Origin of the sequence: Marinobacterium aestuarii, assembly GCF_001651805.1 — a bacterium.
Classification (GTDB): Bacteria; Pseudomonadota; Gammaproteobacteria; order Pseudomonadales; family Balneatricaceae; genus Marinobacterium_A; species Marinobacterium_A aestuarii.
In genome coordinates this window covers 4,616,218-4,636,714 of sequence record NZ_CP015839.1, presented here as the reverse complement: position 1 = coordinate 4,636,714, position 20,497 = coordinate 4,616,218, and the positions used below count along the sequence as shown (strand labels likewise).

General features: G+C 61.9%; 10 protein-coding genes. 4 read left to right on the top strand and 6 right to left on the bottom strand.

From position 1 onward, the window contains the following. Positions 1 to 73: 73 nt before the first annotated feature. The 6 genes from A8C75_RS20295 to coaBC all read right to left on the bottom strand — a co-directional run bounded on the left by A8C75_RS20295 (position 74) and on the right by coaBC (position 5,738). Positions 74 to 1,291 (bottom strand): CynX/NimT family MFS transporter, encoded by a 1,218-nt coding sequence (locus A8C75_RS20295; RefSeq protein WP_067386180.1) that lies wholly within the window; start codon positions 1,289 to 1,291, stop codon positions 74 to 76. Positions 1,292 to 1,462: 171 nt separating this feature from the next. Continuing rightward, positions 1,463 to 2,263 (bottom strand): sulfite exporter TauE/SafE family protein, encoded by an 801-nt coding sequence (locus A8C75_RS20290; protein WP_067386179.1) that lies wholly within the window; start codon positions 2,261 to 2,263, stop codon positions 1,463 to 1,465. Between the two features lie 91 nt (positions 2,264 to 2,354). Then, on the bottom strand, positions 2,355 to 2,954 hold the full coding sequence (gene slmA, locus A8C75_RS20285; RefSeq protein ID WP_067386178.1) for a nucleoid occlusion factor SlmA: 600 nt from the start codon (positions 2,952 to 2,954) through the stop codon (positions 2,355 to 2,357). A 90-nt stretch (positions 2,955 to 3,044) separates the two neighbouring features. After that, positions 3,045 to 3,947: an acetylglutamate kinase gene (argB, locus tag A8C75_RS20280; protein ID WP_067386177.1), complete on the bottom strand. Its 903-nt coding sequence runs from the start codon at positions 3,945 to 3,947 to the stop codon at positions 3,045 to 3,047. 133 nt (positions 3,948 to 4,080) lie between these two features. Next, positions 4,081 to 4,536, bottom strand: a complete 456-nt coding sequence (gene dut, locus A8C75_RS20275; protein WP_067386176.1) for a dUTP diphosphatase — start codon at positions 4,534 to 4,536, stop codon at positions 4,081 to 4,083. After that, the gene (gene coaBC / locus A8C75_RS20270; protein WP_067386175.1) at positions 4,533 to 5,738 is read right to left on the bottom strand and encodes a bifunctional phosphopantothenoylcysteine decarboxylase/phosphopantothenate--cysteine ligase CoaBC; all 1,206 of its coding nucleotides are present in this window, start codon (positions 5,736 to 5,738) and stop codon (positions 4,533 to 4,535) included. Before coaBC ends, dut begins: the two co-directional genes overlap by 4 nt. 310 nt (positions 5,739 to 6,048) lie before the next feature. Between coaBC and radC the strand changes: the two genes are divergently transcribed. From radC to A8C75_RS20250, 4 genes are all read left to right on the top strand, one after another. Then, positions 6,049 to 6,723 carry a RadC family protein gene (radC, locus tag A8C75_RS20265; RefSeq protein WP_067386174.1) on the top strand — a complete coding sequence of 225 codons (675 nt, stop codon included), beginning with the start codon at positions 6,049 to 6,051 and terminating at the stop codon, positions 6,721 to 6,723. A gap of 184 nt (positions 6,724 to 6,907) precedes the next feature. After that, the gene (gene rpmB, locus A8C75_RS20260; protein ID WP_067386173.1) at positions 6,908 to 7,144 is read left to right on the top strand and encodes a 50S ribosomal protein L28; all 237 of its coding nucleotides are present in this window, start codon (positions 6,908 to 6,910) and stop codon (positions 7,142 to 7,144) included. A gap of 11 nt (positions 7,145 to 7,155) precedes the next feature. Further along, positions 7,156 to 7,326, top strand: a complete 171-nt coding sequence (gene rpmG / locus A8C75_RS20255) for a 50S ribosomal protein L33 (protein ID WP_020681085.1) — start codon at positions 7,156 to 7,158, stop codon at positions 7,324 to 7,326. A 482-nt stretch (positions 7,327 to 7,808) separates the two neighbouring features. Next, complete coding sequence (locus A8C75_RS20250; RefSeq protein ID WP_067386172.1) at positions 7,809 to 20,465, top strand: retention module-containing protein; 12,657 nt, start codon at positions 7,809 to 7,811, stop codon at positions 20,463 to 20,465. Positions 20,466 to 20,497: the final 32 nt, after the last annotated feature.

The following is a 20,497-nucleotide window of genomic DNA, read 5'->3' as shown; positions in this document are numbered from 1 at the left end:
GCCGGGCTTCAAACCGGCCCACAGAACAGAGGAAACACCGCGCAGGGCCAGCGGGACCGGATCCCTGTGTGTATCAGCGGTTGCTATTGCCCCTGCGCGCACTGTCGGCCTGAACAAAGCCCGGGCGCCCGGCATACCAGCCGCAGCCAAACTGTGTCAGCTGCAGTAGCATCAGCAGCAGCAGGGCGCCGCTCCAGTTGTTCATCCAGTCATTCACCAGGCCCAGCATCACAGGCCCAGTGGCTGCCAGCAGATAGCCGATGGACTGTGCCATCGCCGACAGTGCGGTGGCTTCAACATGGCTTTGGGTGCGCAGGCCGAACAGTGCCAGTGCATAGCTCAGGGATGCCGAACCACTCAGCCCCAGCAGCGCGGCCCAGAAAATCGGTGCTGCGGTTGGCGCCAGCCAGAGGCCGCACAGTCCCGCGGTACCCAGCACAAACACCAGCAGTGCAAGCGGGCGCTGATCCTTCATGCGGGCGGCGATCATCGGTGTGAGCAGGTTGGCCGGGATGCCCGCCAGATTAATCATGGAGGTGGCGAAGCCGGCGTCCTGGTCTTCAAGACCCGCATCCATCAATATCTTGGGCAGCCAGGTGGCGACGGAATAAAAGAAAAAGGACTGCAGGCCCATAAAGATGGTGAGCGCCCAGGCGGTCGGGTCGCGCCAGAGTGTGACTCTTGCGCTGGGGCCTGGGGCTTCCTGGATCCGTACCCGTAGCATGTAAAGCCACAGCGGCAGGCACAGCAGGGGCAGTAGCGCCCAGAACAGTAGCGGTGCCTGCCAGGCATCAAAGGCGTCTCGCAGCGGGATGGCGAGATAAACACCGAGCCCGGCACCCAGGGTGAGGGCGACCGAATAGAGTCCGGTCATCAGGCCGATCTGGCGCGGAAAATAGCCCTTTACCAGTCCCGGAATCAGCACATTGAGCAAGGCGATGGCACTGCCCAGCAGCAGGGTGCCTGTGAGTACCATGCCGAACAGGCTGGTGGCGCGCAGGCTCGCACCTGCGGCAATGAGCAGCAGCGCCACTATCACCAGAATGGGTGCGCGAATACGCCGGGCCAGGGCTGGCACGCAGCCGGAGACCAGGCCGAAGCAGATCAGTGGCAGGGCGGTCAGCAGACTGAATTCACCGGCGGACAAATCGAGGCTGGCACGGATGTCGGCAACCAGGGGGCCGACGACCACCAGGCCGCCACGCAGATTGCCCGCCGCCACCAGAATGGCGAGGACGGCAAGAAAAAATGCCCACTTGCGGCCATCAAAGGGGCCTTTGAGTAATATCATCCATGTCTCCGCGAAATTGGGATGCTGCCGTGCTCAGAAGGATAGCCTGACGGGGTGAGGCAGGGCGCAGCGGGCCGGATTCTGACGCATCGGGATTGGCAGCAATTGTGCCATTTTGGTGTGCACCGAAACAGGGCAAAAATCGAACAGTCTGTTGTACTTTTTGTGCGTCTATTCAGTGACAGGAAACAGCTGCAGCAGGGCGAGTGCGTCCCCAGTCAGCTTGATGCCCACCAGAATGGTCAGCGTTTCGAAGGCGCGTTTGACCAGCTTGTTGCCCTTGGCGATGGACAGGTGGGCCCCGCAGTAGGCGCCGATAAGGGCACCGAGCAGCAGGGCCGGCAGCCAGGGCCATTGTGGCGCCTGCTGCAGACTGATCGTAAGGGCGCCCAGGCCGTTCCAGAAGAGTCCGACCAGTACCAGCACATAACTGACGGCGCGCTGATAGTCGAAACCGAACCAGCGCACCAGCCAGAGAGTCACGAAGAGCCCGGTACCTGAGGTCAGGGAGCCGTTGAGGATGCCGATCAGCAGCAGACCTATGCCGCCAATGATCAGGCCGCGGCGGTCACGGTTGCGGGGCTCGAATGTCATGCCGAGCTGTTTTTTACAGCCTGAGTAGATTCCCAGGGCGCAGGTGAGCAACCCCAGTGCCAGCAGTGTCCAGGCTTCGGGCAGCTTGAGTACGCTCCAGGCGCCCAGCACCACACCGGGGAGGCCGCAGGCCAGAATGTAGCCGCAGAAGCGCGGTTCCAGGTGACCTTCGCGCAGGTGGCGCAGGGTAGCGCCGAGCCCCAGTGCCACGCTGGCTATCTTGTGGGTCGCCAGCGCCACGCTGAAACTCAGTCCCAGAAACAGCAGTACCGGCAGTTGCAGCAGGCCGGCCCCGCCGCCTGCCAGTGCGGACAGACCATTGGCCAGCAAGGAGAGCACAAAGAGGCCTGTATGTTCGAGCAGCAGTTCGGGCGTCATGGCTCAGGTCGTTGCAGGTGACAGGGTGGAGCAGGCGTATTGCCCTGTGCGGCCACTGGTCTGTCCCAGTTCTCATGGGTCGCCAGCACTCTCAGGCTGCGGGGCGGAACAGGCCTGTGGCCAGGCGCGGCCACTGGTCGGACCAGAGTTCGGTCGGACGCTGGCGGAATTCGCTGCGCACGAACTGGCGGATACGGCCTTCGATGGTGGCCAGCATCAGGTTGGCGGTGGCGCCTGCGGTGGTGTGGGTGCGCAGACCTTCGCGTATTTCAGCTTCGCGCAGGATCTGGCGCAGCTGGGTTTCGAGGCGCTCGAACACCTGGTGTACCCGTGCGCGCAGGCGGTCGGTTTCGCCCGCCAGGGCATCACCGGTGAGGATGCGGGCCATGCCAGGATTGCGTTCCACGAATGCCAGCACCAGGGTGAGTATTTGCTCGCACTGGCGGATGGCGCCCTGGTCTGAGTCCAGAATCAGGCTGACACGGGAAAACAGTGTTTCCTCGATAAAGCTGATCAGGCCTTCAAACATGCGTGCCTTGCTGGGGAAATGACGGTACAGGGCAGCTTCCGACACGCCGACCTCCCGTGCCAGTGCGGCGGTGGTGATACGCTGGCCCGGGTTGCTTTCGAGCATATGTGCCAGCGCCTGCAGAATCTGCTCGCTGCGCGAAACCTTGGTTTGCTCGCTCATGCAAAGTCCTTTAAAGCGTGCGATTAGAAAATAGCAGTGCCTGCCACTGGGCGTGGCTGGCACTGTTGTAGCGCTGAGATCGATACCGTACTAGAGCGTGCGGTTGGTGATCAGGGTGCCGACACCCTCGTCGGTGAAAATTTCCAGCATGCAGGAATGCTCCACCCGACCATCGATGATGTGGGCGCTGTTGACGCCGTTTTTCACCGCACTCAGGGCGCAGTCGATCTTGGGCAGCATGCCGCCGTAGATAGTGCCATCTTCGATCAGGCCGTCGACCTGGCGGGTGGACAGCCCGGTCAGCAGTTTGCCTTCCTTGTCGAGCAGGCCTGCGATATTGGTCAGCAGTATCAGTTTCTCGGCTTTCAGCACTTCGGCGATCTTGCCGGCAACCAGGTCGGCGTTGATGTTGTAGGACATGCCGTCCTCGCCCACGCCTATGGGGGCTATAACCGGAATGAAATCGGAGTTGACCAGCATGTCGAGCACCTTGACATTGACCTTCTCGACTTCGCCGACATGGCCGATATCAAGGATTTCGGGCGCCAGCATCTCGGGGGTCTTGTGCTTGACGCGCAACTTGCGGGCCGTCAGCAGCTGGCCGTCCTTGCCGGTCAGGCCAATGGCCTTGCCGCCGTTGCTGTTGATCAGGCCGACGATCTGCTTGTTGACCATGCCGCCGAGCACCATCTCAACCACGTCCATGGTTTTGGAGTCGGTGACGCGCATGCCATTGATGAAATGGGATTCGATATTGAGCTTTTCCAGCAGGTCGCCGATCTGCGGGCCGCCACCGTGGACCACTATGGGGTTCAGGCCGACCAGTTTGAGCATGACGATGTCGCGGGCAAAGCTGTTCTGCAGTTTTTCATCGACCATGGCGTTGCCGCCGTATTTGACCACCAGGGTCTTGCCGACAAAACGCTGGATGTAGGGCATTGCTTCGCTGAGCACCTGGGCGGTGTTCATGGCTTCGCTGCGTGTCAGTGCCATTGCTGTGTCACTCCTCTATCGACGTAATCGAGCAGGCGTCCCTGCTTGATTGTTGCCCCTGCAAAGTGGGCTGAATTGTGTAAAATCCCCTGGCTCTCAAGGGGCCGCAGTCTGTCGGACCTAACACTGATGCTTAGTGTCGGCCCGAGGAGCCGAAACCGCCGTCGGCGCGCTCGGAGGCGTGGAATTCATCCACCATCTCAAAGTCTGCCTGCACCACCGGCACCAGCACCAGCTGGGCAATGCGCTCGCCGGGCTCGACCACAAAGGTGGTCTGGCCGCGGTTCCAGCAGGACACAAACAGCTGACCCTGATAGTCGGAATCGATCAGGCCAACCAGGTTGCCGAGCACAATGCCGTGCTTGTGACCCAGGCCTGAGCGCGGCAGGATCATGGCGCACAGCGACGGGTCTTCAATATAGATCGCCAGGCCGGTGGGCAGCAGTTCTGTCTGGCCGGGCTCAAGTGTTACAGGTGCGTCCAGGCAGGCGCGCAGGTCCAGGCCTGCGGAACCGGCGGTGGCATAGGCGGGCAGCGCAAAGTCGCGGCCAATACGGGGATCAAGAATCTTTACTTGCAGTTTCTTCATGGGGCTCGGTTATAGAGTTCGGCAATTTGACGGATCAGCTGGCTCGCCAGCTGGCGTTTCGAAGTTTGGGGCAGCACCAGTGCCGCATCGCGGCTGACCAGGGTAACGGCGTTTTCGTCGCTGTTAAAGCCGATGCCGGGCTGGGATACGTCGTTGGCGACGATCAGATCCAGATTCTTGCGTTCCAGCTTGCTGCGGGCATAGCTGAGCAGATCCCGAGTTTCGGCGGCAAAGCCGACAGTAAAGGGTTTGCGGGGCAGGGCGGCGACGCTGGCAACGATATCCGGATTCTTTACCAGCCGCAGCTCCATGATCTCCTCGGCACCCTTCTTCAGCTTGTGCTCGGATACCGCCGTGGGGCGGTAATCGGCCACGGCGGCAGCGGCGATAAAGATGTCGCAGCTATCGATTCCGTCCATGGCCGCCGCCAGCATGTCTTGTGCGCTTTGCACCTGTACCCGCTCCATGCGTGGGGGTGCTGGCAGGTTGACCGGCCCGCTGATCAGCTTGACGCGCGCGCCTGCATCCACCGCCGCCTGGGCGAGGGCGTAGCCCATCTTGCCGGAGCTATGGTTGGAAATGTAGCGTACCGGGTCCAGTGCCTCGCGGGTCGGGCCTGCGGTAATAAAGACGGTCTTGCCGCTCAGCAGGCCGGTGTCGAACTGGGCTGCGGTGAGCTGGGCCAGCTCTGTGGGTTCCAGCATCCGGCCGGGGCCGGTGTCGCCGCAGGCCTGTTCGCCACTGCCGGGACCAAAGATGCTGATCTCGCCGGCGTGCAGGCGGGCAATATTGTCCTGGGTATGACGGTTGCGCCACATGGCCTGGTTCATCGCCGGCGCCAGACAGATCGGTGCCTCGGTAGCCAGACAGAGGGTGCTGAGCAGGTCATTGCCCTGACCATCGGCCAGACGGGCGATGAAATCGGCACTGGCCGGTGCAATCAGGATCAGGTCGGCCCACTTGGCCAGCTCTATATGACCCATGCCGGCTTCGGCTTCAGGATCCAGCAGATGCTGGTGGACCGCATGGCCGGACAGCGCCTGCAGCGTCAATGGGGTAATGAACTCAGTGGCCGCAGGCGTCATGACAACGCGCACGTCGGCACCGGCGCCCTTGAGCAGGCGCGTGAGCTCGGCACTTTTGTAGGCGGCAATGCCGCCGGTAATGCCCAGAATGATTTGTCTGTTAGTAAGTCGTTGCATACCCGGAACCGATGAGTCGCCGTCGCCTGAAAAAGAGCGCCTAAGATATCACTTCAGGGCTGCTTTGCGTAGGCATGGACGGGCGGCCTCTGGGCGTTGCTCCTTTGTGGCTTGTAAGCCGTAAGCCATAAGCCATAAGCCGTGATTGGTGATTGGGAGCTGGGTGAGTCTATGGTTGGCGGTGGGGTTGGACTGCGCCAGTGCTACGCTCAATGAATGGTGGCAATAAACAGTGGCTATAGAGCGGTACTTACAAAGCTGCATCTATTAAACGATATTTATAGAAAGTAGCGACACAGGGAGGTGTCTCATGTCCATTTCAGACTGGCCGGCGCAGGAGCGTCCACGGGAACGCTTGCTGTCACTCGGTGCGGCGGCTTTGTCCGATGCCGAGTTGCTGGCGATTTTTCTGCGTACCGGTGTCAGCGGCAAAAGTGCGGTGGATCTGGCGCGCGAGCTGCTGGATCGTTTTGGCGGGCTGCGACCGCTGCTGGAGAGCAGTCGTGAGCAGTTCTGTCAGGGTTTGGGGCTGGGGGATGCCAAATATGCCCAGCTGCAGGCGGTGCTGGAAATGGCGCGGCGTCATCTGGAGGCGACACTGGAGCGGGGTGATGCGCTGGAAAATCCGGCAGCGGTTCGGCGCTATCTCACGGCACGGTTGCGGCATCAGGCGCGGGAAGTCTTTGCCTGTCTGTTTCTGGATAACCGCCACCGGGTGATTCATTTTGATGAGCTGTTCTTCGGCACCATCGATGCCGCATCTGTTTATCCGCGCGAGGTGGTCAAGCGGGCGCTGGCGCATAACGCTGCGGCGCTTATTCTGGCGCACAATCACCCCTCGGGTGTGGCTGAACCCTCGCTGGCCGATCAGCAGATTACACGCCGTCTGATCGATGCCCTGGCGCTGGTGGATATCCGGGTGCTGGATCATATGGTGGTCGGGGACAGGGAGGTCGTATCCTTCGCTGAACGGGGGCTGCTTTAAAGGGCTAATATTTGCACAAACAGGCTGGTATCGCGGCCCATGTTTGAGTATGATATGCGCCCTTCTGTCCTCCTGGTACGGGATTTTGTCCGGTTTTTGGACGCTCCGCCTGAGATAGCTGCTGCAAATGCTATCGATAAGTATCTGGACAGGGTTATATAAAATTTTCGAGAAGGTTTTCGAGATGTCTAAAGTTTGCATGGTTACCGGCAAGCGTCCGGTCACCGGGAACAACGTTTCCCACTCACAGCGTAAAACTCGCCGTCGTTTTCTGCCGAACCTGCATTGGCACCGGTTCTGGGTTGAGAGCGAGCAGCGTTTCGTTCGTCTGCGTGTATCTTCCAAAGGTATGCGTATTATCGATAAGAAGGGTATTGACTCGGTTCTGACCGAAATGCGTACCCGTGGCGAGAAATTTTAAGGAGTTAGGTCATGGCTGCTAAAGGCGCTCGTGAAAAGATCCGCTTGGTTTCCTCTGCCGGTACTGGTCACTTCTACACTACCGACAAGAACAAGCGCAACACACCGGAAAAGCTTGAATTCAAAAAGTACGATCCGGTTGTTCGTCAGCACGTTCTGTACAAGGAAGCCAAGATCAAGTAATTGATCTGAGCTTGCTGAAAGAACCGGCCCTAGTGGCCGGTTTTTTTGTGCCTGCGTTTTGCTTGGGTGGGGGGCGCAGTGCAGCCGTTGCTGGGGTCTTGGCTTCTGGTCTGTTTGATATGACAGCTATAGGCGAGCGCATGGGAATGCTGTCGTGATCCTGCTTCTATGTAAGTTCGCCCCCCAGGGTATAACGCGCTCTGTGGCCCGTTATTACTGTGTTTCTCCTGCTCAGGGCATCAGACTCATGAGCGGAATTATGGTTTAGTTAGCCTGTAGTCATTTTGTCACATTGATAAAAATGTGACCCACTTCTCATCTGTAACCGTATATTTTTTATAAGTCATAAACAGGCTGTCTGTAATAGGAGACGAATGTTAGGGTTTAGTCTACCTGTACCTCGGTACAATAGGTCTGCTTGCCCATATGGCCTATGGTGCGGACAACCTGAAAAAGATACGAATTCATAACAGAGGTGGTTCATGGCGATTACGGACGTTGCGGGTACTGTTAGCTCTATTACCGGGGCTGTAGTGGCCGTGAGCCAGGATGGCAGCGAGCGCGTGCTTGCGCTGGGTGATACCGTTTATCTGCACGAAACCTTGCGTACCGACGAGGGCGCGCGGGTTGAGATCAGCAGTGTAGCGGGCGACCGGCTGGTGCTCGAAGGCGGTGAAGAGCTGCAGATATCCCAGGCTGTCGCCGGGCCAGATGGCGCCGGCGACGCTCAGCCGCTTGTTGCCGCGACCGTAACGTCCGTTATCGGTACCGCCGTTGCAATTGCTGCCGACGGCAGTGAGCGCATTCTGAGTGTTGGCGATCCTGTATTTGAAGGCGATCTGGTGCGCGTGGCCAGCGGTGGCCGTATCGAACTGGCCAATCGTGCCGGTGAAGCGGTTGAGCTTGTGGCCGGGCAGGAAGTTCTGGTCGCACCGGAGTTTCATGCCGATAGCGCGCGTTTCGACCCGTCCGAGTCGGTGGCTTCCGGTGACAGTGTTGCCAAGGCGCTGGTGTCGGTAGGTGAAGTTGATGCCATTCAGAGCGCCATCCTGGCGGGTGAGGATCCGACGGCTATCGCCGAAGCCACCGCTGCCGGCCAGGCACCTGGCACCGGTGATACGGGTCCGGGGGATTCCGGCAGTCGGTTTGTACTGCTGGATCGTACCGGCCAGGAAGTCAGCCCCCAGGCGGGATTCAACACCAGTGGGCTTGATCGCAGCATCAGTGAGATTCGCACCGAGGATCAGGGTCTCGAGGTTGAACCGGTGGTGACTGTGACCATAAAGGATCCCGATGGAGCCTTCCCGGTAACCGTTAATGGCAACTCCGTCGTCGTGCCTGAGGGTACCGATAGCGGTGATGGCAGCCAGACCCGCAGTCTGACCTTCGTAGTGACGCTCGATCAGCCCCATGGACAGGACGTTACGGTTACCTACGAGCTGCGTTCCGGCACCGCGACCACACCGAGCGACTGGGTAAACGGATCCCTGACGAATACCGTGACCATTCCGGCAGGCCAGCTCAGCGCTGAGATCACTGTCGAAATCGTGATGGATCACTTCGATGAAGGCGATGAAACCTTTGAGCTGGTTCTGGTCAGTGCCACCAATGCCACTGTTGACGGTACTGCTGATCGTCTCGACATTACCATCGAAAATGATGACTCCACCCCTGTTGCCAATTCCGATACCAACGCCCTGACCGAAGGGCTGTCCGCGTCTACTGCCGGCAATGTGATTACGGGCGCTTCGGCTGGGGATGTCGCTGATACGGACGCAGATGGCGATACGCTGCAGGTTGTTCGCGTTGAGCTTGACGGCACCAGCCTGACCGTGACGGATGGCAGCGCTACGGTGCTGCAGGGACTCTATGGCAGCCTGACTCTGAATGCAGATGGCAGCTACAGCTATGTCCTGACCCCGGGTGAAGCTACTCCGGCTCAGGCATTGGATGATGGCGAATCGCTGACTGAAACGTTCACCTACACCGTTACCGATGGCTTTAACGCTGAGCAGAGTGCCACCCTGACTGTAACCATCAACGGCAGCAACGACGGTCCGGGTGTAAGCGTGGATCCGGGTAACGTGGGCGGCGGCAACGACAGCGTCAACGAAGCGGGTCTGGCCGGCGGTTCCGCCGCCGGCGATGGCAGCGATGTTGCGACCGGCACCTTCACCCTGTCCGACGCCGATGGCCTGGATGACCTGGTCAGCGTCACCATCAACGGTACCACCATCGCCATCGCCGACCTGGTCGGCAGCGTCATCCCCGGTGCCAACGGTCATGGCAACCTGACCATCGACAGCTACAACAGCGCCACCGGTGTGGCCGGCTACAGCTACCAGCTGAGCGGTCCGACCAGCGACGTTGACGGTGTTACCGAGCAGGACACGTTCAGCCTGAGCGTGTTCGATGGCAGCCTCAGCTCCGCTGACAGCACCATCACCATCGACATCACCGACGATGTACCGCTGGCGGTAGACGACGGCAAGAGCCTGGGCGAAGACGCCAGCGCCGCCATCAGCGGCAACGTGCTGGATAACGACCTGCACGCCAACGATGAAGCCGGTGCCGATGCCCCGGTGACCTTCGTGCAGTGGACCGGCAGCACCACTGGCCAGTACGGCAGCTTCACCGACAATGGTAACGGCGGCTACAGCTATACGCTCAACACCAGCAACGCCGCGGTGCAGGGGCTGGACGACGGTCAGAGCCTGACCGAGACGTTCAGCTACCAGATCACCGATGCCGATGGCGACACCGACACCGCGACCCTGACCCTGACCATCAACGGCAGCAACGACGGTCCGGGTGTAAGCGTGGATCCGGGTAACGTGGGCGGCGGCAACGACAGCGTCAACGAAGCGGGTCTGGCCGGCGGTTCCGCCGCCGGCGATGGCAGCGATGTTGCGACCGGCACCTTCACCCTGTCCGACGCCGATGGCCTGGATGACCTGGTCAGCGTCACCATCAACGGTACCACCATCGCCATCGCCGACCTGGTCGGCAGCGTCATCCCCGGTGCCAACGGTCATGGCAACCTGACCATCGACAGCTACAACAGCGCCACCGGTGTGGCCGGCTACAGCTACCAGCTGAGCGGTCCGACCAGCGACGTTGACGGTGTTACCGAGCAGGACACGTTCAGCCTGAGCGTGTTCGATGGCAGCCTCAGCTCCGCTGACAGCACCATCACCATCGACATCACCGACGATGTACCGCTGGCGGTAGACGACGGCAAGAGCCTGGGCGAAGACGCCAGCGCCGCCATCAGCGGCAACGTGCTGGATAACGACCTGCACGCCAACGATGAAGCCGGTGCCGATGCCCCGGTGACCTTCGTGCAGTGGACCGGCAGCACCACTGGCCAGTACGGCAGCTTCACCGACAATGGTAACGGCGGCTACAGCTATACGCTCAACACCAGCAACGCCGCGGTGCAGGGGCTGGACGACGGTCAGAGCCTGACCGAGACGTTCAGCTACCAGATCACCGATGCCGATGGCGACACCGACACCGCGACCCTGACCCTGACCATCAACGGCAGCAACGACGGTCCGGGTGTAAGCGTGGATCCGGGTAACGTGGGCGGCGGCAACGACAGCGTCAACGAAGCGGGTCTGGCCGGCGGTTCCGCCGCCGGCGATGGCAGCGATGCCGCCACCGGCAGCTTCACCCTGTCCGACGCCGATGGCCTGGATGACCTGGTCAGCGTCACCATCAACGGCACCACCATCGCCATCGCCGACCTGGTCGGCAGCGTCATCCCCGGTGCCAACGGTCATGGCAACCTGACCATCGACAGCTACAACAGCAGCACCGGCGTGGCCGGCTACAGCTACCAGCTGAGCGGTCCGACCAGCGACGTGGACGGCGTCACCGAGCAGGATACGTTCAGCCTGAGCGTGTTCGACGGCAGCCTCAGCTCCGCTGACAGCACCATCACCATCGACATCACCGACGATGTACCGCTGGCGGTGGATGACAGCAACAGCCTGGGCGAAGACGCCAGCGCCGCCATCAGCGGCAACGTGCTGGACAACGACCTGCACGCCAACGATGAAGCCGGTGCCGATGCCCCGGTGACCTTCGTGCAGTGGACCGGCAGCACCACTGGCCAGTACGGCAGCTTCACCGACAACGGTAACGGCGGCTACAGCTATACGCTCAACACCAGCAACGCCGCGGTGCAGGGGCTGGACGACGGTCAGAGCCTGACCGAGACGTTCAGCTACCAGATCACCGATGCCGATGGCGACACCGACACCGCGACCCTGACCCTGACCATCAACGGCAGCAACGACGGTCCGGGTGTAAGCGTGGATCCGGGTAACGTGGGCGGCGGCAACGACAGCGTCAACGAAGCGGGTCTGGCCGGCGGTTCCGCCGCCGGCGATGGCAGCGATGCCGCCACCGGCAGCTTCACCCTGTCCGACGCCGATGGCCTGGATGACCTGGTCAGCGTCACCATCAACGGTACCACCATCGCCATCGCCGACCTGGTCGGCAGCGTCATCCCCGGTGCCAACGGTCATGGCAACCTGACCATCGACAGCTACAACAGCGCCACCGGTGTGGCCGGCTACAGCTACCAGCTGAGCGGTCCGACCAGCGACGTTGACGGTGTTACCGAGCAGGACACGTTCAGCCTGAGCGTGTTCGATGGCAGCCTCAGCTCCGCTGACAGCACCATCACCATCGACATCACCGACGATGTACCGCTGGCGGTAGACGACGGCAAGAGCCTGGGCGAAGACGCCAGCGCCGCCATCAGCGGCAACGTGCTGGATAACGACCTGCACGCCAACGATGAAGCCGGTGCCGATGCCCCGGTGACCTTCGTGCAGTGGACCGGCAGCACCACTGGCCAGTACGGCAGCTTCACCGACAATGGTAACGGCGGCTACAGCTATACGCTCAACACCAGCAACGCCGCGGTGCAGGGGCTGGACGACGGTCAGAGCCTGACCGAGACGTTCAGCTACCAGATCACCGATGCCGATGGCGACACCGACACCGCGACCCTGACCCTGACCATCAACGGCAGCAACGACGGTCCGGGTGTAAGCGTGGATCCGGGTAACGTGGGTGGCGGCAACGACAGCGTCAACGAAGCGGGTCTGGCCGGCGGTTCCGCCGCCGGCGATGGCAGCGATGCCGCCACCGGCAGCTTCACCCTGTCCGACGCCGATGGCCTGGATGACCTGGTCAGCGTCACCATCAACGGCACCACCATCGCCATCGCCGACCTGGTCGGCAGCGTCATCCCCGGTGCCAACGGTCATGGCAGCCTGACCATCGACAGCTACAACAGCAGCACCGGCGTGGCCGGCTACAGCTACCAGCTGAGCGGTCCGACCAGCGACGTGGACGGCGTCACCGAGCAGGATACGTTCAGCCTGAGCGTGTTCGACGGCAGCCTCAGCTCCGCTGACAGCACCATCACCATCGACATCACCGACGATGTACCGCTGGCGGTGGATGACAGCAACAGCCTGGGCGAAGACGCCAGCGCCGCCATCAGCGGCAACGTGCTGGACAACGACCTGCACGCCAACGATGAAGCCGGTGCCGATGCCCCGGTGACCTTCGTGCAGTGGACCGGCAGCACCACTGGCCAGTACGGCAGCTTCACCGACAACGGTAACGGCGGCTACAGCTATACGCTCAACACCAGCAACGCCGCGGTGCAGGGGCTGGACGACGGTCAGAGCCTGACCGAGACGTTCAGCTACCAGATCACCGATGCCGATGGCGACACCGACACCGCGACCCTGACCCTGACCATCAACGGCAGCAACGACGGTCCGGGTGTAAGCGTGGATCCGGGTAACGTGGGCGGCGGCAACGACAGCGTCAACGAAGCGGGTCTGGCCGGCGGTTCCGCCGCCGGCGATGGCAGCGATGCCGCCACCGGCAGCTTCACCCTGTCCGACGCCGATGGCCTGGATGACCTGGTCAGCGTCACCATCAACGGCACCACCATCGCCATCGCCGACCTGGTCGGCAGCGTCATCCCCGGTGCCAACGGTCACGGCAGCCTGACCATCGACAGCTACAACAGCGCCACCGGTGTGGCCGGCTACAGCTACCAGCTGAGCGGTCCGACCAGCGACGTTGACGGTGTTACCGAGCAGGACACGTTCAGCCTGAGCGTGTTCGATGGCAGCCTCAGCTCCGCCGACAGCACCATCACCATCGACATCACCGACGATGTACCGCTGGCGGTAGACGACGGCAAGAGCCTGGGCGAAGACGCCAGCGCCGCCATCAGCGGCAACGTGCTGGACAACGACCTGCACGCCAACGGCGAAGCCGGTGCCGATGCCCCGGTGACCTTCGTGCAGTGGACCGGCAGCACCAGCGGCCAGTACGGCAGCTTCACCGACAACGGTAACGGCGACTACAGCTACACGCTCAACACCAGCAATGCGGCGGTGCAGGGGCTGGACGACGGTCAGAGCCTGACCGAGACGTTCAGCTACCAGATCACCGATGCCGATGGCGACACCGACACCGCGACCCTGACCCTGACCATCAACGGCAGCAACGACGGTCCGGGTGTAAGCGTGGACCCGGGTAACGGCCAGAACGGTGCCGCGGGCCCTGATGACAGCGTCAACGAAGCCGGTCTTGCCGGCGGTTCCGCCGCCGGCGATGGCAGCGATGCCGCCACCGGCACGTTCACCCTGTCCGACGCCGATGGCCTGGACGACCTGGTCAGCGTCACCATCAACGGCACCACCATCGCCATCGCCGACCTGGTCGGCAGCGTCATCCCCGGTGCCAACGGTCATGGCAACCTGACCATCGACAGCTACAACAGCGCCACCGGTGTGGCCGGCTACAGCTACCAGCTGAGCGGTCCGACCAGCGACGTGGACGGCGTCACCGAGCAGGATACGTTCAGCCTGAGCGTGTTCGACGGCAGCCTCAGCTCCGCTGACAGCACCATCACCATCGACATCACCGACGATGTACCGCTGGCGGTGGATGACAGCAACAGCCTGGGCGAAGACGCCAGCGCCGCCATCAGCGGCAACGTGCTGGATAACGACCTGCACGCCAACGATGAAGCCGGTGCCGATGCCCCGGTGACCTTCGTGCAGTGGACCGGCAGCACCACTGGCCAGTACGGCAGCTTCACCGACAACGGTAACGGCGGCTACAGCTATACGCTCAACACCAGCAACGCCGCGGTGCAGGGGCTGGACGACGGTCAGAGCCTGACCGAGACGTTCAGCTACCAGATCACCGATGCCGATGGCGACACCGACACCGCGACCCTGACCCTGACCATCAACGGCAGCAACGACGGTCCGGGTGTAAGCGTGGATCCGGGTAACGTGGGCGGCGGCAACGACAGCGTCAACGAAGCGGGTCTGGCCGGCGGTTCCGCCGCCGGCGATGGCAGCGATGCCGCCACCGGCACGTTCACCCTGTCCGACGCCGATGGCCTGGATGACCTGGTCAGCGTCACCATCAACGGCACCACCATCGCCATCGCCGACCTGGTCGGCAGCGTCATCCCCGGTGCCAACGGTCATGGCAACCTGACCATCGACAGCTACAACAGCAGCACCGGTGTGGCCGGCTACAGCTACCAGCTGAGCGGCCCGACCAGCGACGTGGACGGCGTCACCGAGCAGGATACGTTCAGCCTGAGCGTGTTCGACGGCAGCCTCAGCTCCGCTGACAGCACTATCACCATCGACATCACCGACGATGTACCGCTGGCGGTGGATGACAGCAACAGCCTGGGCGAAGACGCCAGCGCCGCCATCAGCGGCAACGTGCTGGATAACGACCTGCACGCCAACGATGAAGCCGGTGCCGATGCCCCGGTGACCTTCGTGCAGTGGACCGGCAGCACCACTGGCCAGTACGGCAGCTTCACCGACAACGGTAACGGCGGCTACAGCTATACGCTCAACACCAGCAACGCCGCGGTGCAGGGGCTGGACGACGGTCAGAGCCTGACCGAGACGTTCAGCTACCAGATCACCGATGCCGATGGCGACACCGACACCGCGACCCTGACCCTGACCATCAACGGCAGCAACGACGGTCCGGGTGTAAGCGTGGATCCGGGTAACGTGGGCGGCGGCAACGACAGCGTCAACGAAGCGGGTCTGGCCGGCGGTTCCGCCGCCGGCGATGGCAGCGATGCCGCCACCGGCACGTTCACCCTGTCCGACGCCGATGGCCTGGATGACCTGGTCAGCGTCACCATCAACGGCACCACCATCGCCATCGCCGACCTGGTCGGCAGCGTCATCCCCGGTGCCAACGGTCACGGCAACCTGACCATCGACAGCTACAACAGCAGCACCGGCGTGGCCGGCTACAGCTACCAGCTGAGCGGTCCGACCAGCGACGTGGACGGCGTCACCGAGCAGGATACGTTCAGCTTGAGCGTGTTCGACGGCAGCCTCAGCTCCGCTGACAGCACCATCACCATCGACATCACCGACGATGTACCGCTGGCGGTGGATGACAGCAACAGCCTGGGCGAAGACGCCAGCGCCGCCATCAGCGGCAACGTGCTGGATAACGACCTGCACGCCAACGATGAAGCCGGTGCCGATGCCCCGGTGACCTTCGTGCAGTGGACCGGCAGCACCACTGGCCAGTACGGCAGCTTCACCGACAACGGTAACGGCGGCTACAGCTATACGCTCAACACCAGCAACGCCGCGGTGCAGGGGCTGGACGACGGTCAGAGCCTGACCGAGACGTTCAGCTACCAGATCACCGATGCCGATGGCGACACCGACACCGCGACCCTGACCCTGACCATCAACGGCAGCAACGACGGTCCGGGTGTAAGCGTGGATCCGGGTAACGTGGGCGGCGGCAACGACAGCGTCAACGAAGCGGGTCTGGCCGGCGGTTCCGCCGCCGGCGATGGCAGCGATGCCGCCACCGGCAGCTTCACCCTGTCCGACGCCGATGGCCTGGATGACCTGGTCAGCGTCACCATCAACGGCACCACCATCGCCATCGCCGACCTGGTCGGCAGCGTCATCCCCGGTGCCAACGGTCATGGCAACCTGACCATCGACAGCTACAACAGCAGCACCGGTGTGGCCGGCTACAGCTACCAGCTGAGCGGTCCGACCAGCGACGTGGACGGCGTCACCGAGCAGGATACGTTCAGCCTGAGCGTGTTCGACGGCAGCCTCAGCTCCGCTGACAGCACCATCACCATCGACATCACCGACGATGTACCGCTGGCGGTGGATGACAGCAACAGCCTGGGCGAAGACGCCAGCGCCGCCATCAGCGGCAACGTGCTGGATAACGACCTGCACGCCAACGATGAAGCCGGTGCCGATGCCCCGGTGACCTTCGTGCAGTGGACCGGCAGCACCACTGGCCAGTACGGCAGCTTCACCGACAACGGTAACGGCGGCTACAGCTATACGCTCAACACCAGCAACGCCGCGGTGCAGGGGCTGGACGACGGTCAGAGCCTGACCGAGACGTTCAGCTACCAGATCACCGATGCCGATGGCGACACCGACACCGCGACCCTGACCCTGACCATCAACGGCAGCAACGACGGTCCGGGTGTAAGCGTGGATCCGGGTAACGTGGGCGGCGGCAACGACAGCGTCAACGAAGCGGGTCTGGCCGGCGGTTCCGCCGCCGGCGATGGCAGCGATGCCGCCACCGGCAGCTTCACCCTGTCCGACGCCGATGGCCTGGATGACCTGGTCAGCGTCACCATCAACGGCACCACCATCGCCATCGCCGACCTGGTCGGCAGCGTCATCCCCGGTGCCAACGGTCATGGCAACCTGACCATCGACAGCTACAACAGCAGCACCGGCGTGGCCGGCTACAGCTACCAGCTGAGCGGTCCGACCAGCGACGTGGACGGCGTCACCGAGCAGGATACGTTCAGCCTGAGCGTGTTCGACGGCAGCCTCAGCTCCGCTGACAGCACCATCACCATCGACATCACCGACGATGTACCGCTGGCGGTGGATGACAGCAACAGCCTGGGCGAAGACGCCAGCGCCGCCATCAGCGGCAACGTGCTGGATAACGACCTGCACGCCAACGATGAAGCCGGTGCCGATGCCCCGGTGACCTTCGTGCAGTGGACCGGCAGCACCACTGGCCAGTACGGCAGCTTCACCGACAACGGTAACGGCGGCTACAGCTATACGCTCAACACCAGCAACGCCGCGGTGCAGGGGCTGGACGACGGTCAGAGCCTGACCGAGACGTTCAGCTACCAGATCACCGATGCCGATGGCGACACCGACACCGCGACCCTGACCCTGACCATCAACGGCAGCAACGACGGTCCGGGTGTAAGCGTGGATCCGGGTAACGTGGGCGGCGGCAACGACAGCGTCAACGAAGCGGGTCTGGCCGGCGGTTCCGCCGCGGGCGATGGCAGCGATGCCGCCACCGGCAGCTTCACCCTGTCCGACGCCGATGGCCTGGATGACTTGGTGAGCCTCACCATCAACGGCACCACCATCGCCATCGCCGACCTGGTCGGCAGCGTCATCCCCGGTGCCAACGGTCATGGCAACCTGACCATCGACAGCTACAACAGCAGCACCGGTGTGGCCGGCTACAGCTACCAGCTGAGCGGTCCGACCAGCGACGTGGACGGCGTCACCGAGCAGGACACGTTCAGCCTCAGCGTGTTCGACGGCAGCCTCAGCTCCGCTGACAGCACTATCACCATCGACATCATCGACGATGTGCCGAGCATCAGTGTTGCCGCCGGCAGTCTTGATGGTGTCAGCCTGCTGACGCAGGACGCGGATACGGGGGATGATGCAAACCCTGATACGGCCACCAGTGCAGCGGCATTTGACGGCGTCTTCAGTGTTAGCAGTAGCGCAGGCGGGGCTGATGGTCAGTCCGGCGCCATCAGCTGGAATTATGCGCTGAGTCTGAGCGTCGTTTCAGGTACGGCATCCGGTCTTAAGAGTGGCGGCGTTGCTGTCAAATTGTATCAGCTGGCCGACGGCACCATTGTTGGCAGTACCAGCCCAACAGCCCCGGTGGTTATCGATGACGCAGTGGTATTCAGTCTGGGTGTGGACAGTGCAGGTGTCGTCACTCTGAGTCAGTATGCGGCGCTGGATCACGGTATTGCCGAGACCGAAGGCGCTTATGACGATGATGTACTGAGTCTTGCCAGTAACCTGGTGAACCTGACCGGTACGGCCACAATCACCGACAATGATGGTGACAGTACCAGCAATAGCCAGAGCGTCGACCTGGGGGGCACGGTCAGCTTCGCGGATGATGGTCCGACGGTCACTCTGACAATCGGCAGTGATAGCCGGGTAACCCTTAAAACGCAGGATGCTGACACGGTCGGTAGTCTGACCGATACAGCAACCAGCAATGCGGCCTTTGGGGTTGCCATCATTGCTTCGCTGAGCTCCGGTGCTGATAGTGTTCAGGCCAGCGGACTCAGTTATGTGCTGAGCCTGACGTCCCAGGGAGCCGACAGTCTGCTGACCAGCGGTTCCGAAGCGGTGTATCTGTACACCCTGGCAGACGGCACCCTGGTAGGTTCAACGGCGACCACCAATCCTGGCAGTGTGGATGCCTCGGTGGTGTTCAGTCTCAGTGTCGACGCTGATGGCAAAGTGACTCTAAGCCAGCATCAGGCGCTGGATCATGCTACGGCCAGTACGTCGGGTTTTGAGAGTGATGTGCTGATTCTGAGCAATGGTCTGGTGAACCTCCAGGTCACCTATTCGATCACCGATGGTGATGGCGATTCGGCGACCAGCACCAAAACCATCGACCTGGGCGGGAACGTCCAGTTCGCGGATGATGGTCCGTCGCTGGCGACGACTAACCTGGCGATCGCCAATGAGACCGGTACTTATAGCGGCACTTATGCGTTCGATGTCGGGGCTGATGTGCAGTCCTTTGCTGACAGCTTTGATGGCAGTGCGCTGCAGTGGACCAATGCAAGGCCCGGCTACAGCCTTGAGCATGATGCGGCGGGCTCGAATGCCAGCTACCAGCTGTACAAGGGCCTGTATGAAGAAGGTGGGGATTCATTCACCTTCTTTACGCTGCAGGTCAACGCCGATGGCACCTATGACTTCAACATGGTCACGCCGGACCCGGTGATCGAGAAGGAAACATCCAGCTTGCTGAGCGGCATTTCCGGGGGCTCGAACCTGGCCTCATACACCTTCGGCGCGGCCCAGTTCGGTGGCGAGTTTGAGATTGTGGTGACCGGGAAGTCGCAGGGGGTTGCCGATACGCTGACCATCTCGTCCACCGATCTGGGGGTGAGCGATAACGTCATGCATGGCAACAAGACTGATGTGCTGCGCTTTGACGTGCAGCAGGTGGCAGGCCGAACCGGGGTGCTGTCGGAACTGACCATCCAGATTTCCAACACCGCGGGCGTGAAGATCACTGATACGGTCGGTATCAGAATTCACTACACCACTGGCCCTGACGATACTTATGCTGAAGCGATCGGGGCTGATTACAGCATCACCATGGCAGCGGATCCGTCGCGGGAGGTGGAATATATGCAGCTGTTCCCGGCGAATGCTGGTGTCAGCTTCAAGATCACCGGCTTGTCCGGCAAGTACGTCACCAGCGAGTTCCCGGATGACTATGCGCTGGACTTCACGCTCAGCGGATCCGATTCGGATGGCGACTCGGCCTCGGCCAGCTTCTCGGTGAATGTGAACGCCACGGACAACGGTTCGGCGCTGATCGAGGGCACTTCGGGCAGCGATACGCTCTTTGGCACCGCCAGCAACGATATCCTCACGGGGCACGATGGTGCGGATCTCTTCGTCTGGAGCGATGGTGATGAGGGTGGCGTGGGATCAGGCCTGTTCGCCGAAGATACGGTGACGGACTTCAATCCATCGGAAGGTGATGTGCTTGATCTGTCGGATCTGCTGGTTGGTGAAACCGAGGCGACCCTGGATGCCTATCTGTATCTGGATGACAACGGCACCGACAGCACGCTTTACGTCAGCACCAGCGGCAATATGAATGCTGCTGATGCAAGCGAGGCGGCAACCAAGGCAGATCAGGTGATTAACCTGACCGACCTTAGCGGTACTGATATAGATGCGCTGATTGCCAGCGGCAATCTGACGGTGGACAACAGCTAGCGCCTGTTGTCTGGCCTGAAACCCAAAAGCCG

Coding starts and splice junctions, on each gene's coding strand:
- A8C75_RS20290 (WP_067386179.1), bottom strand. CDS start 2,263: ATGACGCCCGAACTGCTGCTCGAACATACAGGCCTCTTTGTGCTCTCC.
- radC (WP_067386174.1), top strand. CDS start 6,049: ATGTCCATTTCAGACTGGCCGGCGCAGGAGCGTCCACGGGAACGCTTG.
- dut (WP_067386176.1), bottom strand. CDS start 4,536: ATGAAGAAACTGCAAGTAAAGATTCTTGATCCCCGTATTGGCCGCGAC.
- A8C75_RS20250 (WP_067386172.1), top strand. CDS start 7,809: ATGGCGATTACGGACGTTGCGGGTACTGTTAGCTCTATTACCGGGGCT.
- argB (WP_067386177.1), bottom strand. CDS start 3,947: ATGGCACTGACACGCAGCGAAGCCATGAACACCGCCCAGGTGCTCAGC.
- rpmB (WP_067386173.1), top strand. CDS start 6,908: ATGTCTAAAGTTTGCATGGTTACCGGCAAGCGTCCGGTCACCGGGAAC.
- rpmG (WP_020681085.1), top strand. CDS start 7,156: ATGGCTGCTAAAGGCGCTCGTGAAAAGATCCGCTTGGTTTCCTCTGCC.
- A8C75_RS20295 (WP_067386180.1), bottom strand. CDS start 1,291: ATGATATTACTCAAAGGCCCCTTTGATGGCCGCAAGTGGGCATTTTTT.
- coaBC (WP_067386175.1), bottom strand. CDS start 5,738: ATGCAACGACTTACTAACAGACAAATCATTCTGGGCATTACCGGCGGC.
- slmA (WP_067386178.1), bottom strand. CDS start 2,954: ATGAGCGAGCAAACCAAGGTTTCGCGCAGCGAGCAGATTCTGCAGGCG.